The sequence below is a fragment of the Methanococcoides vulcani genome (assembly GCF_900111645.1).
GTDB lineage: Archaea > Halobacteriota > Methanosarcinia > Methanosarcinales > Methanosarcinaceae > Methanococcoides > Methanococcoides vulcani.
Window position 1 is genome coordinate 52437 of record NZ_FOHQ01000006.1, and the last position, 22773, is coordinate 75209.

21 protein-coding genes, 1 tRNA gene and 1 pseudogene are annotated in these 22773 nt (G+C 42.0%); 13 read left to right on the plus strand and 10 right to left on the minus strand.

The features are described 5' to 3' along the window. Positions 1 to 231: 231 nt before the first annotated feature. The 3 genes from BMX02_RS09045 to BMX02_RS09055 all read right to left on the minus strand — a co-directional run bounded on the left by BMX02_RS09045 (position 232) and on the right by BMX02_RS09055 (position 4249). A complete protein-coding gene (locus BMX02_RS09045; protein ID WP_091690371.1) occupies positions 232 to 1521 on the minus strand; it encodes a 4Fe-4S binding protein in 1290 nt (429 codons plus the stop codon). Further along, a complete protein-coding gene (gene hdrA2, locus BMX02_RS09050) occupies positions 1518 to 3872 on the minus strand; it encodes a CoB-CoM heterodisulfide reductase HdrA2 (RefSeq protein WP_091690372.1) in 2355 nt (784 codons plus the stop codon). The genes BMX02_RS09045 and hdrA2 overlap by 4 nt, the downstream gene beginning before the upstream one ends. 86 nt (positions 3873 to 3958) lie before the next feature. Beyond that, on the minus strand, positions 3959 to 4249 hold the full coding sequence (locus tag BMX02_RS09055) for a hypothetical protein (protein ID WP_091690373.1): 291 nt from the start codon (positions 4247 to 4249) through the stop codon (positions 3959 to 3961). A 161-nt stretch (positions 4250 to 4410) separates the two neighbouring features. Between BMX02_RS09055 and BMX02_RS09060 the strand changes: the two genes are divergently transcribed. Further along, positions 4411 to 4487, plus strand: a tRNA-Val gene (locus tag BMX02_RS09060). 316 nt (positions 4488 to 4803) lie between these two features. On the opposite strand, the gene BMX02_RS09065 is transcribed toward BMX02_RS09060, so the two are convergent. After that, on the minus strand, positions 4804 to 5334 hold the full coding sequence (locus tag BMX02_RS09065) for a cache domain-containing protein (RefSeq protein ID WP_167879327.1): 531 nt from the start codon (positions 5332 to 5334) through the stop codon (positions 4804 to 4806). A 216-nt stretch (positions 5335 to 5550) separates the two neighbouring features. Here BMX02_RS09065 and BMX02_RS09070 point away from each other — a divergent pair, with 216 nt between their 5' ends. Together BMX02_RS09070 and BMX02_RS11935 are read left to right on the plus strand one after the other, a co-directional pair. Then, the gene (locus tag BMX02_RS09070; RefSeq protein WP_091690375.1) at positions 5551 to 6123 is read left to right on the plus strand and encodes an acetate uptake transporter; all 573 of its coding nucleotides are present in this window, start codon (positions 5551 to 5553) and stop codon (positions 6121 to 6123) included. A 1060-nt stretch (positions 6124 to 7183) separates the two neighbouring features. After that, complete coding sequence (locus tag BMX02_RS11935) at positions 7184 to 7330, plus strand: hypothetical protein (protein ID WP_167879328.1); 147 nt, start codon at positions 7184 to 7186, stop codon at positions 7328 to 7330. 60 nt (positions 7331 to 7390) lie between these two features. Here BMX02_RS11935 and BMX02_RS09080 read toward each other — a convergent pair whose 3' ends face one another. After that, complete coding sequence (locus tag BMX02_RS09080; RefSeq protein WP_091690377.1) at positions 7391 to 7681, minus strand: ferredoxin-thioredoxin reductase catalytic domain-containing protein; 291 nt, start codon at positions 7679 to 7681, stop codon at positions 7391 to 7393. 172 nt (positions 7682 to 7853) lie between these two features. Here BMX02_RS09080 and BMX02_RS09085 point away from each other — a divergent pair. Then, a pseudogene (locus tag BMX02_RS09085) lies at positions 7854 to 8062 on the plus strand (transposase); the annotation flags it as partial. A 71-nt stretch (positions 8063 to 8133) separates the two neighbouring features. On the opposite strand, the gene BMX02_RS09090 reads toward BMX02_RS09085, so the two are convergent. Continuing rightward, on the minus strand, positions 8134 to 8652 hold the full coding sequence (locus BMX02_RS09090; RefSeq protein WP_091690378.1) for a pentapeptide repeat-containing protein: 519 nt from the start codon (positions 8650 to 8652) through the stop codon (positions 8134 to 8136). Positions 8653 to 9124: 472 nt separating this feature from the next. Between BMX02_RS09090 and BMX02_RS09095 the strand changes: the two genes are divergently transcribed. Continuing rightward, a complete protein-coding gene (locus BMX02_RS09095) occupies positions 9125 to 10354 on the plus strand; it encodes an ethylbenzene dehydrogenase-related protein (protein ID WP_091690379.1) in 1230 nt (409 codons plus the stop codon). A 169-nt stretch (positions 10355 to 10523) separates the two neighbouring features. Here the strand turns inward: BMX02_RS09095 and BMX02_RS09100 are convergent, their stop codons facing one another. The 3 genes from BMX02_RS09100 to BMX02_RS09110 all read right to left on the minus strand — a co-directional run bounded on the left by BMX02_RS09100 (position 10524) and on the right by BMX02_RS09110 (position 13057). Then, positions 10524 to 11798 (minus strand): MFS transporter, encoded by a 1275-nt coding sequence (locus BMX02_RS09100; protein ID WP_091690380.1) that lies wholly within the window; start codon positions 11796 to 11798, stop codon positions 10524 to 10526. 80 nt (positions 11799 to 11878) lie between these two features. Then, positions 11879 to 12205, minus strand: a complete 327-nt coding sequence (locus BMX02_RS09105; protein ID WP_210409182.1) for a hypothetical protein — start codon at positions 12203 to 12205, stop codon at positions 11879 to 11881. Positions 12206 to 12322: 117 nt separating this feature from the next. Beyond that, positions 12323 to 13057: a DUF434 domain-containing protein gene (locus BMX02_RS09110; protein WP_091690382.1), complete on the minus strand. Its 735-nt coding sequence runs from the start codon at positions 13055 to 13057 to the stop codon at positions 12323 to 12325. A gap of 58 nt (positions 13058 to 13115) precedes the next feature. On the opposite strand from BMX02_RS09110, the gene BMX02_RS09115 reads away from it, so the two are divergent. The 7 genes from BMX02_RS09115 (at position 13116) to BMX02_RS09140 (ending at position 20098) form a co-directional block, all read left to right on the plus strand. Next, positions 13116 to 13778, plus strand: a complete 663-nt coding sequence (locus tag BMX02_RS09115) for a SagB/ThcOx family dehydrogenase (RefSeq protein ID WP_091690383.1) — start codon at positions 13116 to 13118, stop codon at positions 13776 to 13778. Positions 13779 to 13802: 24 nt separating this feature from the next. After that, a complete protein-coding gene (locus BMX02_RS09120) occupies positions 13803 to 14870 on the plus strand; it encodes a radical SAM protein (protein WP_342210538.1) in 1068 nt (355 codons plus the stop codon). A 214-nt stretch (positions 14871 to 15084) separates the two neighbouring features. Then, positions 15085 to 17493 (plus strand): histidine kinase N-terminal 7TM domain-containing protein, encoded by a 2409-nt coding sequence (locus BMX02_RS12010; protein ID WP_280176529.1) that lies wholly within the window; start codon positions 15085 to 15087, stop codon positions 17491 to 17493. A gap of 24 nt (positions 17494 to 17517) precedes the next feature. After that, entirely contained in the window at positions 17518 to 17760 is a 243-nt protein-coding gene (locus BMX02_RS12015) for an ATP-binding protein (RefSeq protein WP_280176530.1), read from the plus strand. A 228-nt stretch (positions 17761 to 17988) separates the two neighbouring features. Next, positions 17989 to 18411 (plus strand): hypothetical protein, encoded by a 423-nt coding sequence (locus BMX02_RS09130; protein WP_091690384.1) that lies wholly within the window; start codon positions 17989 to 17991, stop codon positions 18409 to 18411. 89 nt (positions 18412 to 18500) lie between these two features. After that, on the plus strand, positions 18501 to 18941 hold the full coding sequence (locus BMX02_RS09135; RefSeq protein ID WP_091690385.1) for a hypothetical protein: 441 nt from the start codon (positions 18501 to 18503) through the stop codon (positions 18939 to 18941). Between the two features lie 566 nt (positions 18942 to 19507). After that, a complete protein-coding gene (locus BMX02_RS09140; protein ID WP_091690386.1) occupies positions 19508 to 20098 on the plus strand; it encodes a toll/interleukin-1 receptor domain-containing protein in 591 nt (196 codons plus the stop codon). Between the two features lie 25 nt (positions 20099 to 20123). Here BMX02_RS09140 and BMX02_RS09145 read toward each other — a convergent pair whose 3' ends face one another. Further along, positions 20124 to 20750 carry a VTT domain-containing protein gene (locus BMX02_RS09145; RefSeq protein ID WP_244625235.1) on the minus strand — a complete coding sequence of 209 codons (627 nt, stop codon included), beginning with the start codon at positions 20748 to 20750 and terminating at the stop codon, positions 20124 to 20126. Between the two features lie 208 nt (positions 20751 to 20958). Between BMX02_RS09145 and BMX02_RS09150 the strand changes: the two genes are divergently transcribed. After that, a complete protein-coding gene (locus tag BMX02_RS09150) occupies positions 20959 to 22383 on the plus strand; it encodes a ribulose-bisphosphate carboxylase (RefSeq protein WP_091690387.1) in 1425 nt (474 codons plus the stop codon). Positions 22384 to 22773 lie beyond the last annotated feature (390 nt).

Here is a 22773-nt window from a genome sequence, read left to right on the forward strand (position 1 = left end):
AATCTAGACAACAAAATGTGTTAGGCGTTATAAAAGTATTGTTTGCTATCTGTTCACTGGTATAAGGGTATCGTCCTTAATAATGGTTTCAGGAATATCTTAAGACGATAGATGTGCCTGATGGCACAGGCAGTTCTTATGCCTGTATATCAGCAGACCCCGTGAAACAGGATGGCATCTGTTTCCTGAAAAAGTGATCATTCCATAATTTAACTTTTCTGATTTTAGATCTTACTTTTCCATGGACCTGTGGATATCCTCTGCATCACCTTTGTTCAGGATCCTCCTGAACTTTGGTTTGGTAAGGACATCCCTTGCCTTTTCCATCCTGTCGAAAACTTTACCCATCATCTCTTCATCGACATACGGGAACGCGATATCCACATGCTCTTTCAGTGGCTCGCTTTCAATCTCAAGTGCCCTTGAAATATCTGGTCGCTTTCTTTCTTTTGTGAGGAGTGAATCAATGGCGTCCTTCCACTCAGATGCCCAGGGTGTATCGGGTATATCAGTATGATTTACCTTGCTGCGTGCAACTTTCATCACATCCACGGGACATGCATTGACGCAGGCTCCGCAGTAAGTGCAAAGATCGTGTACTGCTGCGATCTTCTTTCCATCTTCCGGGACGTACCAGAGGTGGGATGGGCAGATATTAAAACAGGCATGACAGCCCTGTGTGTCGCATTTTTCGATATGTTCTTCGACAAGGACCAGCTCACCTTCGAAAGGTTTGAGCAGATCAACCGCATCATATGGGCAGACTGCGTCACACCAGCCACATCGTGTGCATTTATCATCATCTACCGTCACATGTCCTGAGACCACAGGAGGTTCGCAGGGACGCTCTCCTTTTACACGAATTGCATCCTCGGGACAGATGTCCTGGCAGAGCATGCAGTAGTCACACATGTCCTCGTCCACAATGAGTTGTTCAAAGGGCATGGGGTCGGCTGCTGTAGGTTCCTTTTCCAGCATGAGGAAGGCGTCACAGAAAGCTGCACATATGCCGCAGAGATTGCATTTCTCGGTATCTATCTCGATCTCGCCTTCAGCGTTCTCTTTTAAAGGTGCTATCTCTTCTTTTTTCGGGAATGTGTATTCAAGCTCAATGGCATCCTCGGGGCATGATGCTTCACAAAGGGAACAAGGTACGCATTTCTCGTTCATCTCAACCTTGTATTCCAGCACAGGATAGAGTTCCTCTTCAGGGAAATCTCCTTCCGTTCTCATTTCCAGTGCTGTTACAGGGCAGAAGTTTACACACATTGAACAAAAGGTGCATTTATCAAGGTCCATCATCACAGGTGGTGCATCCATACCGGTGGCTATTTCCTTGATAGGTCCAAGCTCGAGTGCTTTTGTGGGACATATCCTTACACAGATGCCACATCCCACGCATCTCTTGTAATCGTAATCAAGTGTTTTTTCAGACCTGTCGGAGACCAGTTTGTAAAGTATGTGGTTGCCCTGTATGTCCATCTCTCTTGAGACGGTCATGGACTTTTCTTCGTCGCTCACTCCTGCACCTCCGGCAACTCGGAACCCACCGGACCGAGTTCTGTAAGTTCGTCAACGAAATCCTCGATGGTCTTTGCAAATTTCTCTCCTTCTGCTGCGGATATCCATTGCAAACGCAGTCTTTTAGGGTCCAGCCCGATCTCATCGAGTACTTCTTTGAGATTCTCCATCCTGTGTTTTGCATCAAGGTTGCCGAGGATGTAGTGACATTCATCGAGACGGCAACCTGTAACGAGCACTCCGTCAGCGCCTCCCTGCAATGCTTCCAGTGCGAAATCCGGGTCGACACGTCCGGCGCACATAACTTTGATGATCCTGACGTTAGTCGGATATTGTATCCTTGATGTTCCTGCAAGGTCAGCGGAACCATAGCTGCACCAATTGCAGAGGAACGCAATGATAAGCGGGAACTCATCCTTTACCTCAAGGGCTGCCCTTATCTGTGCTATGATCTGTTCGTCAGTGCTATGGGGCATGGTAATGGCATCTGTGGGACAGGATGCACTGCATGAACCACATGTCTGGCAGGAGATCTCGTCAACCACTGCTTTCCCGTCTATGACCTTGATCGTATTGAAATTACATGTGTTCTCACATATGCGGCAGCCGATACATTTTTCCGGATCGACATGTGCACTGAAAGGATCGTTCTCAAGCTCGCCCTTTGCCAGCAGGCGGGTGGACCTTGCAGCAGATGCACTTCCCTGTGCGATCGATGTCTGTATCTCCTTTGGTCCTGAAGCACAGCCTGCGATAAAGACACCGTTTATGTGAGCATCCACTGGTCTCATCTTTGGGTGTGCGATGGATAAGAACCTGTCAGGCCTTTTTGAGAGATTCAGCATCTTTGCGATCGGATCTGAAGTGGTGCTGGCTTCCATTCCGGTTCCCAGAATTACAAGGTCGTAAGGCTCCTCACGGATTGCACAGTCGAGCGTGTCTTCGTACCTGAGCTTCATCTGTCCTTGCGTGTCAAGCTGCACTTCAGCGACTTTCCCGCGAATGAAATTTACACCCATTAACTGCGTGCGTACATAGTATTCCTCGTACATCTCGCCGGCAGCACGTATGTCAATGTAATGAATGGTAACATCGGTATCAGGATAGCGCTCCTTTATCATCTGTGCATTCTTCATGGATGACATGCAGCAGACCCGGGAGCAGTAGGGATTATCAACGGTCTCATCCCTGGAACCGACGCACTGGATAAAAGCAACTTTCTTCGGAATCTCTCGTGTGGATGGTACGACTACTTTGCCGCGTGTTGGTCCTGATGCATTGAGCAGCCTCTCCAGTTCCATATTGGTCAGGACATCCGGATAGACACTGTAACCATACTCTTCCTTGCGCTTTGCATCGAACCCTTGGTAACCGGTTGCGACTATCACAGCCCCGACTGTGAACGAGAACTCCTCTTCCTTCAGGCTGAAATCGATTGCATCTGCCGGGCAGGCCTGTTTGCAAAGTCCGCAGCCAACACAGTATTCATTGTTGATGTAAGCCGACTGCGGGACAGCCTGCGGGATAGGCATGTTGATGGCCTTTGTCTTGCCAAGGCCGCTGTCAAATGGGTTAGGTATCTCTACCGGGCAGACATGTGAACATTCATCGATACACCCTTTGCAGCGATCGACCATGACATACCTGGGGTGCTGGATGCCTTTTACATTGAAATTACCTACTGAGCCGGAGATGTCAGTGATCTCGGAATATGTCCGCATTTCAATGTTCGGATGGTTCTGCACATCTGTCATCTTCGGTGCCAGCACACATATAGAACAGTCATTGGTGGGGAATACTTCATTGAGCAATGCCATCTTACCGCCGATGGTAGGTTCCTTCTCCACCATGTAGACGTGCGTACCGGCATCTGCAAGTGTCAGGGCTGCCTCGATACCGGCAACACCGCCACCGATAACAAGGACGTCCTTGTTAGCCTTGAACTTGCGGATCTGCAATGGTGCCAGCAGCTTGACCTTTGCCACGCCCATTTTGATGAGGTCAAAGGCTTTCTGGGTGGCCATGCTATGGTTGTGCATGTGTACCCATGAGCACTGCTCGCGGATGTTAGCTATCTCCAGAAGATATGGATTGATCCCTGCTTTTTCGAGGACGCGCTTGAATGTGGTCTCATGGAGCTTCGGAGTGCAGGCTGCTACCAGTATCCTGTCGATGTTGTTCTCTTTGATGTCCTCGATCAGTTGCTCCTGCCCGAAGTCAGAGCACATGAACTGGATGTCCTTTACAAGCGTGACATCCTCCATCTCCTCGACTTTCCTGTGCAGTGCATCCATGTTGATGACACTGGCAATGTTCAATCCACAGTGGCAGATATATACTCCGATTCGCATTTGACAGGCTTCCTCTTAAAGGTTGGTTAATTTATGAGGTACTAGGTAATGGGTAATTCAAATTCAAATTTTAGTTTGTTCTAATATTATTTACATTTCTTTCCAATGCCGCTGATGCAGAACATATTCCTGATGTCATGTGCAGTACCAAATTTCTCATAGGCTTCCTGTGCTTTTTCAGGACTCGGATGCATGTGGACAAAAACACAATCCCGTATTCCATCCTCGCTACTGGTAATGATACGCATGTCATGCCCCCCGACCGGAAGCCAGATAATGATCTGCCCCATCTCCTCATTGTAGTTGAGGTCAACCTTGAACTCTTCAAGCTGCTTGCTTTGCTGGACTATTTCAGAATTCTCATTACTATCGGTCATGCTACCCAATTATGCATTACTGATTATTAATGGTTGTGATTCATTCCTGCACAGCCCATCCCCTACACAAAAAAGCTATATACCACTAATGACATTAAGGGGATGCACGTCCCTTATCACTTACATGATGACGGTTATAGATGTGCATTATTCGCAAAGATGGGCCCGTGGTCTAGCCGGTTATGACATCGCCTTTACACGGCGGGGGTCAGGAGTTCGAATCTCCTCGGGCCCACCATGTTCATTTTCTTTTGAATTTCGCGATGAAGAGCTTTGGTTTTGCAGGTTCGGATTTACAATTGAGCCTTTCGTTGGGCTTTTGATGGATATAAGTGTTATATCACCTTTTAATTACTCTTGCAAGGGATTAGTATGAATTTTATCTTATCTTTCATTTTGAAGCACAGTAACACTCTCACCACGGACAAATTCTGAATGGAAGAAGATGGAGTTCTCCAAGGGTACTTTGCATTACATGAAGCAGACGCCAAGAGTGATAAGCCGTTCACTCTCAATGTTCGTGTGAAAGAGAGGTATTCATGTCCTTGTTTTATTTAATCCTCCAAGTAGAACCCTGATCCCACAATGTAGGTCTGGTTATCAAAGGATGCCCCCTTGATGAATGTGTATTTCTTTGAGGGTTCTGTCTCACCGGGTCTTGGCCAGTAGTAATCAATCCATCCCTCACCTTCTTCGCCCTGGGTCATGTTTATGAACATCTGGCCTATTGGTTTGCCGTTGAAGTCTTCAAGATTGCTCACGTCTTGCCCCTCACCGCTGATATCGGGTGGATATACCACACGTATTCCATCGTTTCTCCAGACGAAGATGTAGAAATCATCATGGAACCACTGACCGTTCTTCTCCCTGAACTGTGGAAAGGCCTGCTCTCCCTCCTCCTCAATCAGCTCGATGGCTGAATAGACCTGTGCAGAGGTAAATTCTCTTTGGGAAGCCAGTTGATCCTGTTCCTCAACTAGTCCCTTTTCGTCTTCGGCAATATCTTCTGGTTGAACACACCCTGCAACTACAAAGAACAGGACGAAGATCAATAGAACACAAATTACTTTCTTCAGCTCGATCATGTCACAACACTCCCATATCATATATTATTTTTAGAATAAATACGACTATTGGTTCAAGAATATAGATTATAGAGAATATCAAATTAGAATTGGGGGATTTATGAGCTAATTTGATATTCTCTAAAGTTAAGCGCCAATAACTGATACTGTTTATATCCACACCATCCCTAAACTATACTATAATTTTATTAATAATAAATTCTAAGAAGTGTGAGTATGGATGAAAGTGTAATCAAGGACACAACGGCAAATCCGGCACCATTGGGATTGATGGGGTTTGGGATGACTACGGTGCTGCTTAATTTGCATAATGCAGGATTGTTTGGACTGGGATCAATGATCTTAGCTATGGGCCTATTTTATGGAGGTATTGCTCAAATGATAGCAGGGGTCATGGAATGGAAAAAAGGTAATACTTTTGGGACAACAGCATTCACTTCATATGGAGCATTCTGGCTCACTTTAGTATTCATAATGATTGCACCAAAATTAGGCTTGGGAGACGCTCCAAGCGCAATCGAAATGTCAGCATATCTATTCATGTGGGGATTGTTTACCTTTGGAATGTTTATAGGAACTTTCAAAGCTAACAGGGCCTTGCAAATCGTTTTCGGAACATTGGCATTGTTATTCATATTGCTGGCCATATCCGATCTTACAGGAAGTGCAGCAATAAAGCAGTTCGCTGGTTATGAAGGGATTGTTTGTGGTCTTAGTGCGATCTATTTGGCACTGGCTGAAATAATAAATGAAAAATTCGGTAAAACGATTTTGCCACTCGGTGAATAACAAGTTGTTTGCATTTGCTTTACCTGCTGGTAGTTGCTGGAACTGAATAGTGGTATTAAAAGAGAACGTACATTATCAAAGGAATATGCAAAAAGAAAATGACTTTGATACAAGGTGGAGTATAATATCTGGAAATCCGATACATCACGTATCTTGGAAAACCAAACATCCTGAGGTTCGTGAGTTGCTTATTGCTGCTCTTAAGGACTAAGCTCATTGATCTTGTTCTCTTTATTTTCTTTTATGATTTTCCAATTTCTTTTTTGTTACCATGTTGTATATCAAAATCAATTAATAGATTTAAAACATATACTCTATTACCGTACTATAAATGGTACGGTGTGGCAGTGAGTCAGAAGGTAGAACGCCATTGGGTATAAAAGCCCATGATCTTTCAAGGTTTGTATGGCATTTGTAAATCCTTTAGATCGACCTCAGACATCGGGACAGGGTCGCCCAATGAAGTCGGCAAATCGATCCCTGATCACTGTCATTAAATTACTATTCTACGATTTATTTTTCGATAAGCTTTGGCTTTATTTTTACTTCATTCCTTTTCTTATCGCACAACAAGTCAGGGATGTAAGTAACACCAATAACCCTACGTTTTTGTCAATTTGATATGCAATAATATCACTCTCCCCGCGTTTTTTCAAAGGGATGATTGCAATAAACAGTGGAGTGTAATTTTTTATACCTTCCAAATATTTTTCATCAAGAGAAATATATGTACTAATTTTTCACCTTAATCAAAATCTCTTATTATTTCTACTCCTTAGTGTCGAACGGAGTTCGACTCGGACGGTACGGGGGAGGAACAGCATGGGGTGAAAAAGGCGGAGCAACCTTACCAGAGTTCAATGTCTTTCTCCGACCACATTGCCCCATTAAATTTACTGTCCCGGAAAATCCACCGGTCTGCCATCAAGCCAATCAAATCCCCAAATCAGCTGAAATATAACATTTGGGCGGATGGATTTTCGCAATGAATATGCAGGGATATAGGTTACACGAAAAGGTCGTAATCGATCGAGTGAGTCAGATCAGGAAGATAATTCAAATGGAAAAGGATGGCACCCTACGTGAAGTTGAGAAGATGATCACGAGACCATACATCACAACTGTAGACAACTACGCTGACATGCTTGGTCGAACTGCAACATTTCCCTACAATAATTTAAGCTTAAATAAAGAGATTGAAACCTAAATTCTATAATGACAAGCCTTATAATCTCACATAGAATTGATGCTGGTTAAATTCTAATTATTATTCATCCTCATCTTTTTTGAAGAAAAGTTCACAATGGCACATCCCATCATTTTCGATCTCTTCTTTGAGGTAGATACATGGACATATTATCTTCTTATCCTCTTCCTCATCGCCTGTTACAATCCGACATGGGCAGTATCTCTTACCGTATTTCTCTTTATTTTCAGCAAGCCCATCGATTACAGTGTCGAGTATTTCCTTATCAGGATTCAGTCTGTATCCTTTCTTTTCGGCGTACTTTATACCCAATTCATATAGCTGTTCTTTTAGTCCTTCATGCTCATTCATGTCTGCCTCCGGAATACTTCTACATTCCTCTTAATCTTGTTAATAAATATCCATTCCCAATCCTATATTGCCGATTAGAGGCTTTACCAGATAGCGTCACTAAATTGCTGTAAATTATAATTAGTCCTGTACCTTTGTTAGAGCGCTAACAACCAATAAAGGATACAGGACAATGGAACTCTACGACTTAATATCAGATTATCTTAACGATAGCAATGGTTCACTAAAACTTCTCATAACTTGGTTCTTAAACAAGTCATGGAACAAGAAGCAATTGAACAATCGGGTGCAGGAAAACACGAAAGAAGTATGACACGAACAACTCATAGGAATGGTTATCGTGATAGGTCACTCACAACAAGACATGGAGAACTGACAATTTTAAACTGGAAGGCGCTCTAAGGTATTGTTAATAGAACCTGGAAAGTTGTTAAGCTTTGGTTAGCAGTTGTTCATTCCAGTTCAATATCATAGATATTTAAAAGGGAGATAACTTCAGGGATAGAAAATTTTGTCTTTTTCAGGAAATTGTTATTTGGGTCGATATCATAGTTCTTTGCATTCCTGAAAGATGTAAAGCTCAGGTTTGTATTTCTAAAGAGACTGTTCTTAAGGTCGGAGTTCTCAAAATTTGCTCTTGTAAGGTTAGTATTTACAAAATCACAGTCATATATCTGGCAATTGGTAAAATTCGTATTTTCTAATTTCAGATCGGAAAACACAGACAGGGAAAGAAAAGAGTCTTCAAATCCAAAAGTGAGTATGAAGTCATTGCATTTTGAAAAGTCCAATCCCAGAATTTTGCAGTTCTTAAATCTAATATCCTGGAATTTGGTGTTATCCAGATCTACGTTTGATAAGTTGCAGTTTTCAAAATCACAATCAATAAACCTTGAATTTTTGAAAGATACGTATGTAAGATCAATATCCTTAAAGGTTTCTGCTTCAAACTCTTCGTTCTGGTATTTCATGATTTAGAGATATTGTTGCTGTTTTATATGATTTCTTCTCACACGGAATAAATTCGATTGTGGCTCTGGAAACCATTGAATATAGTTATGCTATTGCGACAACTGTTGAAAACTTAAACAGTTTCCATGAAATTGTTCCTCATGAATGAAAAATGAGATGATCATTTAAGTATCATCTCGGAGTAGCTTGCCGTTTTCCGCTACTGATAGGATATGTGAATTCCAAACCCTTTTCACCACCAACGGTGTTGATGGCTCTCAGGCATTCAGATTCAAGCAGAGTATATGATCAAGGGGTAAAAACTAGTAGAAAATCAAAGCACAAAGTTTAAACTGACATACACATATATTTTTGAATGGTAAATATCAATAATCAATTACAGAGATATTTTGCCTATAATTAAATTGTTGAGTAACTAAACACCGGTGTAAATTCAGGTGTAAGTGCCAACAAAGTGGGGAGAAAAAGATAATGGTATCAAGAAATGCAAGTAAAGCAATCATAGTGATACTGGCTGTGATCATAATACTAACATCCGGCTGTGTTGAGGACGAGGGGGAGGTAGGACCAGAACAGCTGTACGATCAAAGCAAACTGAATGTGATCAAGGTCACGAATGTGCCAGTAGTAGATGGTGACGTGGATCAACTATGGGCTGATGCCCCGGAACTGACCGTGCCACTTGGTGAGACATATGACACCCAGGACCCAGCAAGCATTAGTGACTGTGCTGGATGCCATGCCTATGACAGCGATACAATAGTTACACTAAAAGCTGTTTATAATGCCACTCACCTGACCGTCCTGGCGACCTGGCCGGATCCAACAGCGAGTTTCACCCGTGGTGGTTCATGGTCATTCATTGATGGAACATGGGTGAAACAAGATCCGGAACAGTCCGAAGATCGTATCTCTTTCTTCTGGCCTATCGGGGAGATCCAGGGTGACCCCTATGATACGGGGGGCTGTATGGCTAAATGCCATATCTATTATCCAACAGACACTGATCCTCATGTCAGTACCCATGGCATCATTGATGATTCCTGGTTGAAGAGCGGACGAGCGGATATGTGGCATAGCAAAGCAGGAAGAGGTGCAGGACTGACTTCAGCTACAAGTTTAGGCCTTACGGTAGATCCGGACACTCATGAGGTTGTTGCTGGAACTATCTCTACGATCGGGTACGCTGATGACAAGTATGTTGATGTCTGGGCAAACGATACTATCAATGGAGAAGACGGTGGGCGTTATGGTGATGAAGGAACCAGTGCATATTCACATAACCGTATTGCAGACAAGTCACGTCCAAAATATATGGAAAAGGACCCGACCGATTTTACTGATGCCATGATTCTAACTCAATCTGAGATCGATGCAGGCGAAACTATCGGAGATGAAAACACAGGTGTGAGCGACGAAGATGCTGTCACTTACTGGTCTAAATATGAAGCTGTGGATGCTGTAGTCCCGGAGCGGATTCTCAGGACACCAGATGGTAGCCGGGCTGACATCCAATTTGGAGCTGTCTGGAAGGACGGTACCTGGACAGCTGAGCTGTCAAGAGATCTCACCACCGGCAACGAGGATGATGTTCAGTTCAATACAAGTGAAGAGCATTACTTCGGGGTTGCCATATTTGATAACTCACGACATGGTTATCAACATATGACCTCCCGGATGTATTACATGAAGTTCATCTGAGCTCGTCACCAGAAACTGAACGTTGAGAGGATGTGGTTGTGAAAAGGCAACCACCTCCTATTTTACTCTTTAGTAAAGAACAGGTCTTAACCTTAATGAAAAGCTCTCAGTCCTGACAAAATCCTTGTTATTCAGAGCTTCCCTTTCAATCAACTTCATGACAGCAAGGTTAGAATATTTTTTCTTCAATTGGTTTTGTTTTCATCGGCATTAGCACGATCAGCATCACTGCAGACACAACAGCAGCCATCGCACCATAGATAAATGGTGCCGGAGCACCTATCAGGTCCCAGAGAATTCCAGCAATGAGATTTGCGAAGAGCATCATTATACCAATTACAGTATGGTATATACCAAGGGCAGTTGCCCTCTTATCAGAAGGAACAAGGTCTACTACGTACGCTCTTCCAATTCCATCGGTAAGTGCCGCATACAGCCCATACACCACAAAAAGCAGCCAGACATAGCTATTTTCAGCAGTCAGCGCAAAACCTACATATACGCATGCAAAGATCAGGAACCCGCATGTCATGAGATTGCGCCTTCCCAGTTTATCCGATAATATGCCTGCAGGGAACGCACCGATCGCAAAGATCACGTTGTACAAAATGTAGCACAAAAGTACGGCATAAACGGAAAATCCCAGATCCTGAGCTCTCAATATCAAAAACACATCACTTGAGTTCCCAACAGCGAATATAGATGTTATTAATAAAAATACCTTAAAATCCCTTCCAAATTGGGACACTTTAAATGAGATCTTTGTATCGACTATGTTCTTTCGTTCAGATACAAAGAACATCACAAACAAAACACCAATCAAACCTGGAATAAATGCTATCAGAAAAAGTAGGCGATAGTCATTATTTGTAAGATATAATATCATGATCGCAATAGCAGGGCCAAGCACCGCCCCGATGGTATCCAGTGTCCTATGAAGTCCATAGGACTTACCCCTCTGGCATGGGTCACAGGAATCTGCGATCAAAGCATCACGGGCAGATGTACGCACACCTTTTCCAAATCTATCCATAACCCGCGCAACAAGAACGAGCGGCCAAGTATAAGCAAAAGCGATCAAAGGCTTTGAGATGGCGGAAATGCTATATCCGGAAAGCACAAAGGGCTTACGTTTTCCAATTTTATCTGAATACCATCCTGTAATTACTTTCAGGAAACTTGCCGTACCTTCAGCAATTCCCTCAATAAGGCCAACCACTGTCATTGGAGCCCCCAGTACAGCGGTGAGAAATATTGGGACCACTGGATATAGCATCTCGCTTGCTATATCAGTAAATAAGCTCACAAGACCCAGAATAAAAACATTCTTTTTGATACCAGTGATAAGAAAATCAGGTTCCTTTGATCTTCTTATCTGATTTTCTTCAGGAATCGGCCGAGTTTCGACAATATCTGTTACCCCCTCTTCAGTACGAAACATCATTGAACTTCATGACATTAACGATTTGTGTTATCTGTGAATTAATAACTGTCTTGTAGAAGCTCTACCGGTGATTCAACTTATTACTTACTAACTTTACCAAATTTATCTATCAAGCAACCTAATAGAGAACCGAGAATTAAAGTCATGACTAAAATAGGAAATAATGTGAATGGATCATTCCAACCTATAAGAATAGCTGATGGCAATAAAATAAGAAATGAAATTATTATTCCTTTTAAAGCACCGTTGATTTTGATGTCAGAGGTTGCAATTAGGAACCCGGAGACAACCCATAGGAAAAAGGCTGATAAATTAGCATCCCATGTGAGATTTTGAATAAGCATTGGAATGACATCAATAATTCCAGCAACGACTCCTAGTGTTAGGCCTAATCTAATTTTCTTCATTAGTTTTTGTAAGATATACCTACATTTAAACATTTTCCATATTTGTATTATTAATTCAATTGCAAATAATATAAATTGTTAAGTCTTTGTATTGTTCAATCATCTTCGAAATCGCCATCAACAATACCGGTTCCACGTCTCCGACCTTTCCCTGACATGAGCATTGAGAGTAAACGGTTTATCACTTTTCGCATTCTGCTTCATCCAGCATTCCGTAATGTCAACCACTTTTTCCACAGCATCCACTATAATGCTGTCAGCAGTTGCTATTACTGCATGCGATCCCGCTTCCTTGAGATCGAAATCCACATGTTTTGATGTCCTTGCATCGGTTTTGAAAGTATGATCTTTGGATCTTTTAAGGATGAACTGTGCAAGTTTACCACTGTTGCTCATCTGGGAGTCAAGAAGGATGGTGGCTGTTCTCACTTTCAAAGTTGAAAGTGTTGAGAGCATTTCGTCAACTGCCATGCAAGTTGTATCCGTGATCTTGTGGTTCCTGAATATTCCACTTGTGTCACGCAGGAATCCATCATCTGCAAACCATATGGGTTCATTTTTGAGTTCAGTTTCGATAGTTATCAGGACATTATAGCCATCAACAAAAACATCGCATCCTTTTAATTGGGAGCAGCCGAGTTTCTTTTTGCTGCGATTGTCTGCGATCTCGGGTGAGACAACAAGTCTTGTGAGTATGTGCCTTTCCTGCTCAGTCAATCTGTAATGATCGCTTACAAAAGTAACTGCACTCTTTCTCGTATATCCTCTGGACAGAAGATACCTTATGTCCATTGCAGGTTCTGAAAGCTTTTCTTTCAGCTGATCGGCTGGAAGCAGATATCCGTCAGACATTGTAAATACTTTGCTATGAGTAAGATTTATAGATGTCGCACACCAATCTATTATTTTGATGAGTAGGTATATCGAAAGAAATGAGAATGATCGGTTTAATGCAGCGAGAGATCCTGCGGATCCATCGCCTGAGGTCGAACTTCCAAAACCGGTCCTTGCCGGCAACATTTCCATCGAACAGGCCCTTGCAGAAAGGCGGTCCATTCGTTCCTATTCCAATAATGAGCTGTCTCTTTCTAATGTGGCTCAACTTCTCTGGGCTGCGCAAGGGATGACCTCGGATCTGTTTTTCAGGGCAGCACCATCAGCAGGTGCCCTTTATCCGCTTGAGGTGTATCTGGTTGCTGGAAATGTAAGTGGGCTGGATGTTGGTGTATACAGGTATGTACCCTCCAGGCATTCAATGATACGGATTTTTAAGGGTGACAGGAGGGATGAGCTATGTCGGGCTTCATTGTCACAGTCACAGATAAGGGATGCTGCTGCGGTTGTTGTGATCGCGGCGGATTACTCACGCACAACGGTAAAGTATGGGACTCGTGGGATCAGGTATGTACATATCGAAGTGGGATGCGCTGCTGAGAACATCTATCTGCAGGGAGTGTCACTTGGCATTGGGACGTGTGCGGTGGGTGCGTTTGATGACGAGGAAGTTGCTTCCATCCTTAACCTGCCATCCAATGAAGACCCATTGCTGATACTGCCGATAGGGTATGTGTAACATCAGTCTCAGCATGACACCGTAATGTTTTCAATAGAAGCGATCGAATCTATCTATATGGGGGATCCAAAGTTTCTAAACCGCTATCTCAAAGTAGAGCGGGATGAGCTACCAGCCCGTTTCAGGATCACAAAAAGCATTCCTGTGGACTTCGATTCTTCGGCTTCAGTTGAAGATCTCTGGGAGGTCCATGATCGTGAGATGGGGAAATGTCGAGAGTTACTGGAAAGTATCGATTCGAAAGGAAAGAACATTGGACTGCCTGAAGCGACCCCTTCCCTTCTTGATCTAAAAATAGCGATCGTTGAAAGGATACTTGAAAACTGTCATATCTGTGAGCGAAGGTGTGGTGTGAATCGCAGGGCGGGTGAAAAAGGATTCTGCAGACTGCTTGAAACCTCCAGATATGCTTCTGAATTCTTACATATGGGGGAAGAACCGGAACTTGTACCTTCACATACGATCTTCTTCACAGGATGTGTCTTTGCCTGTGTTTATTGTCAGAACTGGGACATATCCACCCGTCCTGAAAGTGGGGTCGATATCAATCCTGAAGATCTGGCCGGGACCATAAAGAGGAGACGACACGAAGGTTCAAGGAATGTAAATTTTGTAACCCCTACGCCACATGCACACTCCGTTTTGAAGATCATTAACAGGGTTCCTGTGAACATCCCTATGGTTTGGAACTCGAACATGTATCATTCAAGGGAGGTGGCAAAACTGCTGGAAGGTGTGATCGATGTATATCTTGCCGACTTCAAATATGGTAATGATGAATGCGCAAGAAAGTATTCCAAAGTAAAAGATTATCTTAGTGTGGTCAAAAGAGATCATGAGGTCGCCTATCAGAACGCAGAGATCATAGTCCGGCACCTGGTATTGCCAGATCATCTGGAATGCTGCACAAAACCGATTGCAAAATGGATAGCAGATCATATTCCAGAGGTAAGATTTAATCTGATGTTCCAGTACACGCCTTATTATAGAGCTTCAAAATACCCGGAAATAGACCGTCGGCTTACATCTGATGAGAAGAGACGTGCAATAGAGATAGTAGAGGAAGCAGGTCTTGAAGATGTCTTGATCTGATATAACTCGATTTATATTATGACCTGGTTCTTTTCCTGATAACTCTGGCTTCTTAAAAGTGAGAATGGGTAGTTCCAATTTAAAAAGACTTATATGGCAATTGACCTCAACAGAATAAAACATATCAAATATCTGCCTCCTATCATCAGTATAATTTAGAAAACAGTAACATGAAGCACAGTTGTGGATATAATAAGCATATATTTATAATATAATGCCTTATTTTCTTGAAAATAGTCCACTGACTGAAGGTGTTGCCACGATCCATCCTAGCTTATATTCGGATTTCTTAATAATTTCCGGGCTTTTGCTTATAATAATGGCACTCTATATCCGGCAGTTCAAGGACTCAGAATATATCACTTATTTTGCAATGTTATTATTTTCTCTTGCGATATATTCGATATTCTATGCTTTGGAAATATCTTCGACAACACTGGAAACTTCGTTGATCTTCTATAAGCTTCAGTATGTTGGTATCGTTATGATCCCTGCTTTCTTACTTCTATTCTCCATGAGCTATACAAGAGAAAAACAATGGATAACTCCTGCAAGGATTGCTGCCATCTTTATTGTTCCAACTATCACGCTGATCCTTGTGTTCACCAGCGAAATGCATCAGCTGTTCCACGAAGTTACTTACATCAATACTGTGGGTCCGCTTTTTGGTCTGTACTTTGAACCGGGCATATATTATTGGTTCAGTCAGCTCTATTCGATCATATTGATACTGTTTAGTATCGCTCTTTTCTTTAAGATGTGGTTATACAACAGGTCCTTTTTTGGCATGCATCTGATAATTCTAATTACCTGTTCGTTGATCCCTTTTTCAGTGTATCTGCTTTATCTTACAGGATTTTTTCCTGACGGTTTCGATCCTATACCCGTTGCTTTTATTCTAAGTGCAATTCTGGCATACATCGGGATATTTCGTTATAAATTACTCGATATAGCACCTCTTGCCCGCTGTTTCCTTTTTGAGAATATACCTTCCGGGGTCATAGTTCTTGATGGAAAGGAACGGGTTGTCGATATTAACAAATTTGCAGAAAAATATCTGGATCTGTCTGCAAAAGATATAGGCAAACCTGTTTCAGAAGTACTTGGATACTGGCCTGAAGTTCTGGACCTTGAATGTAACGATAAAGAGATAAACAGGACAGAACTGAAGAAAAGCCTTGCAGATGGAACTTTCTGGTTTGCTGTTAATGTCTCACCTCTTTATGATGAACATGGTGACATTCATGGAAGAATGATCGTTCTGGACAATATTACAGATCGGAAGCTTACAGAAGAGATCCTGTCCATTCAACATGACCTTTCAATTGATATGGGAACACGTTCTGACTTTATAAGCACACTAAATTCTTTGATGGAACATCTGGTAAAGATCGAAGCTATTGATTCAGGTGGAATTTATCTGGTAGATGATAATGGGAACCTGGACCTGATTGTGCATAATGGACTTTCACAACAGTTCATAGAACAATGCAGCCATTACGATCATAATTCATCCAACGCAAAAATTGTAAGAGATGGCAGACCGGTATACAAAAAGTATTCTTACATATCACCAGATGTCTCTAATAATAGCATGTATAAAGAATTTTTGTCTGAAGGATTGAAGGCAATGACTGCAATTCCAATCCATTTCGAAGGTGATCCCATTGCATGTATGAGTCTTTCATCTCACACTTACAACGAAATTCCTGAACAAACAAGGAATGGTCTTGAAAGTATAGCATCTTTTGCAGGCGAGTATATCGCAAGAGCAAAAATGCAGGATATTCTGAACAGGCAGAAGGCCGATCTGGAAAACCTGTTTAATTCAATGGATGATCTTTTTTTTGTGCTGGATGGATCCGGGAACATCATATCGACAAATGAATCAGCCAGGTTAAAGCTGGGATACAATGAAGAGGAATTTACATCAATGAAGGCTATTGATGTTCATCCTGAAGAAAGCAAAGACAAGGTCATATCAATTGTCAACGAATTGCTTGGCGGTAAAATTGATTCATGTTCAGGTCCTCTTCTTTCCAAAGATGGTGCATACATCCCTGTTGAGACCAGGGTCACCGCCGGTAAGTGGAATGGCAAAAAAGTATTGTTTGGAATTTCAAGGGATGTAAGTGAACGCCAAAAATTTGAAAAAGAGATCATTGAGGCTAAAAATAAAGCCGAAGAAGCTAACCGCATTAAATCTGAATTCCTCGCAAACATGAGTCATGAGCTACGCACACCTCTTAATTCAATCATCGGTTTCTCACAGTTGCTAAATACCAATCCCTTTGGCAACCTGACTGAAAAAGAAATTAAATATTCAGACAATATAATGACCAGTGGGAAACACTTACTGGACCTGATTAACGACATTCTTGATATTTCAAAGATCGAAAGCGGGGAAATGGAACTTGAAATAGAAATGTTCAGTTCCTCTTCCTTCTTTTCTGAAGTGGAAGATATAATAAAACATCTGGCAGATAAAAAGAACATTGAAATTTGTAATCTGGCTCGTTCTGAAAGTATCGAAATGTATGCTGACAGATTAAGGATGACACAAATATTGTATAATCTGTTAAGCAATTCCCTGAAGTTCACACCTGAAAATGGATGTATATAGATCAATGCGGCTGATCGTGATAATATGCTGGAGATCTCTGTGTCGGATAACGGTATTGGTATTCCCAAAAATAAGCATGATGAAATATTTGAGACCTTCAAACAGGCGGATTCTTCAACTTCAAAACAATATGGAGGTACCGGCTTAGGGTTGGCTCTGGTTAAACAATATGTTGAGATGCATGGTGGAAATATTTGGCTTGAAAGTGAGGAAGGCGTGGGCAGTACCTTTACTTTTACTATCCCTTCAAATCCTGACTCTCAGTGATGACCATACGAAGTTTTAGATTCATTAAAAATTAAGGAAAACAGATCATGGTTCCGTAGAGATCCACTAGCTTAACAGTTCTCAGTCCTACAAAAAATATATATGTTGTCATTTCAATTTTTTATTTAGGGGTTTCGACATTATGACAACAAGACCGATCGAAGTTGCAAATGTGGAAGAGATTCCTGAAGGAAGCAGGATGAATTCCATTACAGGGGTTGGGATAGCATGGAATTAATTCCATATTTTCATGTACTTGTTGGTATCCTGATCTTTATTGTTGGATTTATTTTTCATTGGGTAGGTCAACTTATTTCGGTATTGAATTGGGATTATGCCACAAAAATAGGACTTCAGGAAAAAAGAATGTTGCCTGAGTTCAAAGTATATGAACATGCAATAGCTGTTGCTGATGTATCGATTGGATGGATCTATGGAATTGTGGCCATCGGTCTGATCATGAACCTTCCATGGGCATTTAAGTTGGCATGGATTCCGGGTGTGATACTGGTATATCATAGCTTAAGTTATTGGTTCTGGATCGGAAACCAGAACAAGTTAGGTCATAATACCAACACGGAAAGGTTCAGGATCATCTGGTTCTTTTCAAATTTTATAACCGGTATTCTGGCAATTGCAATTGCATGGTAATGACTGTATTTTAATTAAATGCGATCACAAAATGCGAGACACAAACTACAAAATGAACTTAAACTAAAATTTAAACTGAGGTTTAGAATATGCAGGAACTGGAACTTCTGTCACGAGTGACCTTATATGTTCTTCTGTTATTGTTCGGATTAATCACACTTATTCTCTGTTGGTTCCAGATCAATGTCTATAAAGGTAAAGCTATGGATAATCCGGATGGTTCAACCGATGACTGGCATGAGCAAAAGATACTGTTTGGAATGTCATTTGCAGACATAGTCATCATTTGTCCAGCTACTTTTGTTGCTATTGCCTTAATACTGATCGATTCCCAGTGGGGATTTTACATTCTTGGACTGCTGAGTTTCTGGCATGTGTGGGTGAACACTGCTTTTACAGTTACCAGCTTACGGTTTGAAAAACCGGAAATTACTTTCATGTGGTTTATGGCTTATCCATTTGGGATATTGCTCGGTTTACTTTACCTTGTTTGGCTGTTTGTTCACTTCGAGATGGTGTTTTTCCCATAATGAAGTTAGAGCAACGGAATTAAACGATAGTCGTTAACCATCGGTTTATTATGTGTTGACAGAGACTTTTAACATAGTGGCCTGATGCACGGTTGGGGAACTATGAATTCAGAAAGGGGTACTTTCTTTGCTCATGTAAGTACTCGTAAGAATTCCATCTATATGATGGTATATGGTTTTTAGTCCACAAAACTATCATCTATGGGTCCTTACATGAGCAATCCCTTTTCCTTATTTGAGAAATGCTGGTAAACAGGAAGTCATTGAAGTATAATCTTAAGTAGAAAGAATCTCAAATTAATTAATTGACCAAAGGGGGTATATTATTTGCAAAAAGAAAAGAATAGTTCATCACTTCAGCCAGAGCCAATACCTTGTCCGGAACCTGAACCAGCACCTTCGCCTGAACCAGTTCCATATCCCGAACCAACCAAAAGACCACGGGATAAGAAAGATTGACTGAAAGATCAGATATGGTGCAAAGACCTTTGCTTCAAAAGCCGGAGATCATTGCTTATATGCAATATCGTTGGAAAAAAGCAGGGATTATTTGAAGGTGGATTACCATGATAACCAGAGTCTATATTTCCCACTCTGAGCAGGACAGTAGTTTGGCTCAGGAACTGGAACATGTATTGTGGGTTGTGAACCTGGAGAGTTTTTCCTCTCTGTTCAAAAAGACCGATTCACTCTCCGATGCGGAACTGATCAGCTTTGGGATCCGCCATTCAGACTGTGTGATCGTCATCCTCACCATGGATGGCATATTGTCACCAAGAGTAAACCAGGAGATCGGTCTGGCTGTGGGCACAGATCAGCTGATAATCCCGTTGTTGGAATACGGAGAGAAATTACCGGCTTTGATAAGCCATCTTCCATCCATCGGTTTTTCCAGGGATACCTATGAAGATGCACTGGGGGTGGTCATAAAAGACATCCGGCAACTTACCAAACTGGACTGGCTTAAGATAAAATGTCCTCACTGTGGGGAGGAAATGACACAGTACATAACACCTCAGGAAGAGGTCGAGAAGGTTCTTCTGGAAGGGACAGACCTCAAGACCATGTGCAGTTACTGTGGAAATACTGTATTTCTGGATCCCAGGACATTCAGACCACGTTCTGCGGAATCTTCCTCGCATGAGCATTCAGACTGAACATCTGTCAGTACTTTCAACAACTTCAGATCAAACTATATCCCAGTTTTGAAAGCTCCACAAGCATAAAGATAAGTGTAAAATTACCTACAAACAACGGAATGATCATTTTTCGGAATGGGAATCCCACTATTGCAAGTGATATTGCGATTATATCACTTGGAAGAGGAGTCAATGAGTAAAAGAAGATCATCAGCATAGTTATCCTGTCATCGATCTTTTCCATCCATTTTGTCAGGCGGAAAACATTGCCTGCATATTTTCCCTTAATGCATTGCCTGCCTTTTGTACCCAGGTAATAGAATGCCAGATCTCCAAAAGTGAGGCCTATGCTTGCAAGTAATGCGATCCATATTGGATTTACTCCTCCCAGGGATATTGTGATCAGGGCCGTGTAGAATGTGGTGGAGGTAAATGTGGAAACACCACCTATCATAGCCAGCAGGAAGACAAAAATGTAAATGTTGCGTACTCCCAGTCTTTCGACTATTTCTCCCGGGGGATGATAAAAAAGGAGAATTGACCATGAAGCTATGAAGAGTACAATTAATCCGAGGATCTGGATGTTCCTTTTACCATCATAGTGAGGACAAATTTCCATTTCATTATTATCTGTTTTTGATGGGATCAGCTTTTCATTTTTTATCTTCATTGAACCTCTTAACAATTTGAGAAGTTATAGGTTAAAATTCTTTCCTTGTTTCCATAGCTAATAGCATTCGGTTTTAGATAGTTGCTTAAATTGGTATACATGTTGGTCAATTTTTCTGTTCTCTATATGACGTCTTCCGATCCCTTATTTCCCATCAGTTTCATTTCACTCCAAAAATTCAAATAGATTGCAAACTGTTATTCTTATTATGAGCTCGATTCATGAAGATCTGGTCCGATCGCTCGATTCCAAACAGGCAGCTTATGTGAATCTGGAACTACCGGACCCTACTAATGGGGAATATCTTCTTGGGGCCTTTCATTTAGTTCCTGGGGGAGATCTGAATATATTGCAGGCAGCTGCAGAGATCGCAGCGGAATCATCTACTGGTACGAACTTTAAAGTTAATACTGAGACCAAATTTTCTAAGACAATGAATGCTCTGGTCTATCAGCTTGACCTGGAAAGGAACCTTGTTTGGGTTGCTTATCCGTGGAGGCTTTTTGACAGGGGAGGTAATGTCCAGAACATCCTGACATACATTGTCGGAAATATCCTGGGAATGAAAGAGATATCAGCACTAAAGCTGCTGGATGTCTGGTTCCCACCGGCCATGCTTGAGCAGTATGATGGTCCTGGCTTTACTGTTGATGATATGCGAAAATACCTGGATGTATATGACAGGCCGATCCTTGGTACTATTGTAAAACCAAAGATGGGGCTCACTTCTGCAGAGTATGCAGAGGTATGCTATGACTTCTGGGTAGGCGGAGGAGACTTCGTTAAGAACGATGAACCCCAGGCGAATCAGGATTTCTGTCCATATGACAAAATGGTGATGCATGTAAAAGAAGCCATGGACAAGGCAGTCAAAGAGACCGGGAAGAAAAAGGTCCATTCCTTCAATGTTTCCGCTGCCGATTTTGACACCATGATCGAAAGGTGTGAAATGATCGTCAATGCCGGGTTTGAGCCTGGAAGCTATGCATTCCTGATCGATGGCATAACCGCTGGCTGGATGGCAGTCCAGACCATCAGGCGTCGATATCCTAATGTATTCCTGCACTTCCACAGGGCAGCCCACGGAGCTTTCACAAGACCAGAGAACCCCATCGGATTTTCAGTACTGGTCCTGTCCAAGTTCGCACGCCTTGCTGGTGCTTCAGGTATCCACACAGGTACAGCAGGTGTTGGTAAAATGAAAGGAACACCTGAAGAAGATGTAGTTGCTGCACATGGTATTCAGTATCTGAGCTCCAGTGGTCACTTCTTCGAACAAACATGGACAAAGATCATGGAAACCGATAAAGATGCTATAGATCTTGTACACGAGGATTCAGCTCATCATGTTATCCTCGAGGACGACAGCTGGAGAGGCATGAAAAAATGCTGTCCGATTGTTTCCGGTGGTCTGAATCCGGTAAGACTGAAGCCTTTCATTGATGTAATGGGCAATGTGGACTTCATCACAACAATGGGTTCAGGTGTGCATGCACACCCTGAAGGAACTAATGCAGGAGCAAAAGCACTTGTTCAGGCATGTGACGCTTATCTTAAGGACGTAGATATTGCAGAATATGCCAAAGATCATAAGGAATTGGCACAAGCCATTGAGTTTTTCCAAAAGACCTGAACGCGTTACATAATTCCATTGAGATAACTGATAAATATGTTGCAGACCTGACTGATATCTGGGATTATTTCAGATCAGGTCCTGTAATCACTTTTTAATTTAGTTTCAAAATCTTGCAGATTGCTTTTTCATTTGTGAATTTGATAAAACTAATTAGTGAGATCTTAATTTTGATATGTGGCAATCTCATTCTATTCCCGGAAATGTTTCAAACCATGCAATATTATTGTGTATTGTTGTGTGTAATGTTGCAGCATTTGCCGCAATACCAACTACAATATATCACTCCTACAATTGTGGGGTATACCAAACAATAATATGGGGGATTAATATGTTCTCAAGCTTTATAATCACATTCAGGGAAGGGCTTGAAGCCTTTCTGATCGTGGG

Bases quoted from the DNA above. Each gene is read 5' to 3' on its own strand.
- hdrA2 (WP_091690372.1), bottom strand. From the start codon at position 3,872: ATGCGAATCGGAGTATATATCTGCCACTGTGGATTGAACATTGCCAGT.
- BMX02_RS09055 (WP_091690373.1), bottom strand. From the start codon at position 4,249: ATGACCGATAGTAATGAGAATTCTGAAATAGTCCAGCAAAGCAAGCAG.
- BMX02_RS09065 (WP_167879327.1), bottom strand. From the start codon at position 5,334: ATGATCGAGCTGAAGAAAGTAATTTGTGTTCTATTGATCTTCGTCCTG.
- BMX02_RS09070 (WP_091690375.1), top strand. From the start codon at position 5,551: ATGGATGAAAGTGTAATCAAGGACACAACGGCAAATCCGGCACCATTG.
- BMX02_RS11935 (WP_167879328.1), top strand. From the start codon at position 7,184: ATGGAAAAGGATGGCACCCTACGTGAAGTTGAGAAGATGATCACGAGA.
- BMX02_RS09080 (WP_091690377.1), bottom strand. From the start codon at position 7,681: ATGAATGAGCATGAAGGACTAAAAGAACAGCTATATGAATTGGGTATA.
- BMX02_RS09090 (WP_091690378.1), bottom strand. From the start codon at position 8,652: ATGAAATACCAGAACGAAGAGTTTGAAGCAGAAACCTTTAAGGATATT.
- BMX02_RS09095 (WP_091690379.1), top strand. From the start codon at position 9,125: ATGGTATCAAGAAATGCAAGTAAAGCAATCATAGTGATACTGGCTGTG.
- BMX02_RS09100 (WP_091690380.1), bottom strand. From the start codon at position 11,798: ATGATGTTTCGTACTGAAGAGGGGGTAACAGATATTGTCGAAACTCGG.
- BMX02_RS09105 (WP_210409182.1), bottom strand. From the start codon at position 12,205: ATGAAGAAAATTAGATTAGGCCTAACACTAGGAGTCGTTGCTGGAATT.
- BMX02_RS09110 (WP_091690382.1), bottom strand. From the start codon at position 13,057: ATGTCTGACGGATATCTGCTTCCAGCCGATCAGCTGAAAGAAAAGCTT.
- BMX02_RS09115 (WP_091690383.1), top strand. From the start codon at position 13,116: ATGAGTAGGTATATCGAAAGAAATGAGAATGATCGGTTTAATGCAGCG.
- BMX02_RS09120 (WP_342210538.1), top strand. From the start codon at position 13,803: ATGTTTTCAATAGAAGCGATCGAATCTATCTATATGGGGGATCCAAAG.
- BMX02_RS12010 (WP_280176529.1), top strand. From the start codon at position 15,085: ATGCCTTATTTTCTTGAAAATAGTCCACTGACTGAAGGTGTTGCCACG.
- BMX02_RS12015 (WP_280176530.1), top strand. From the start codon at position 17,518: ATGCTGGAGATCTCTGTGTCGGATAACGGTATTGGTATTCCCAAAAAT.
- BMX02_RS09130 (WP_091690384.1), top strand. From the start codon at position 17,989: ATGGAATTAATTCCATATTTTCATGTACTTGTTGGTATCCTGATCTTT.
- BMX02_RS09135 (WP_091690385.1), top strand. From the start codon at position 18,501: ATGCAGGAACTGGAACTTCTGTCACGAGTGACCTTATATGTTCTTCTG.
- BMX02_RS09140 (WP_091690386.1), top strand. From the start codon at position 19,508: ATGATAACCAGAGTCTATATTTCCCACTCTGAGCAGGACAGTAGTTTG.
- BMX02_RS09145 (WP_244625235.1), bottom strand. From the start codon at position 20,750: ATGAAGATAAAAAATGAAAAGCTGATCCCATCAAAAACAGATAATAAT.
- BMX02_RS09150 (WP_091690387.1), top strand. From the start codon at position 20,959: ATGAGCTCGATTCATGAAGATCTGGTCCGATCGCTCGATTCCAAACAG.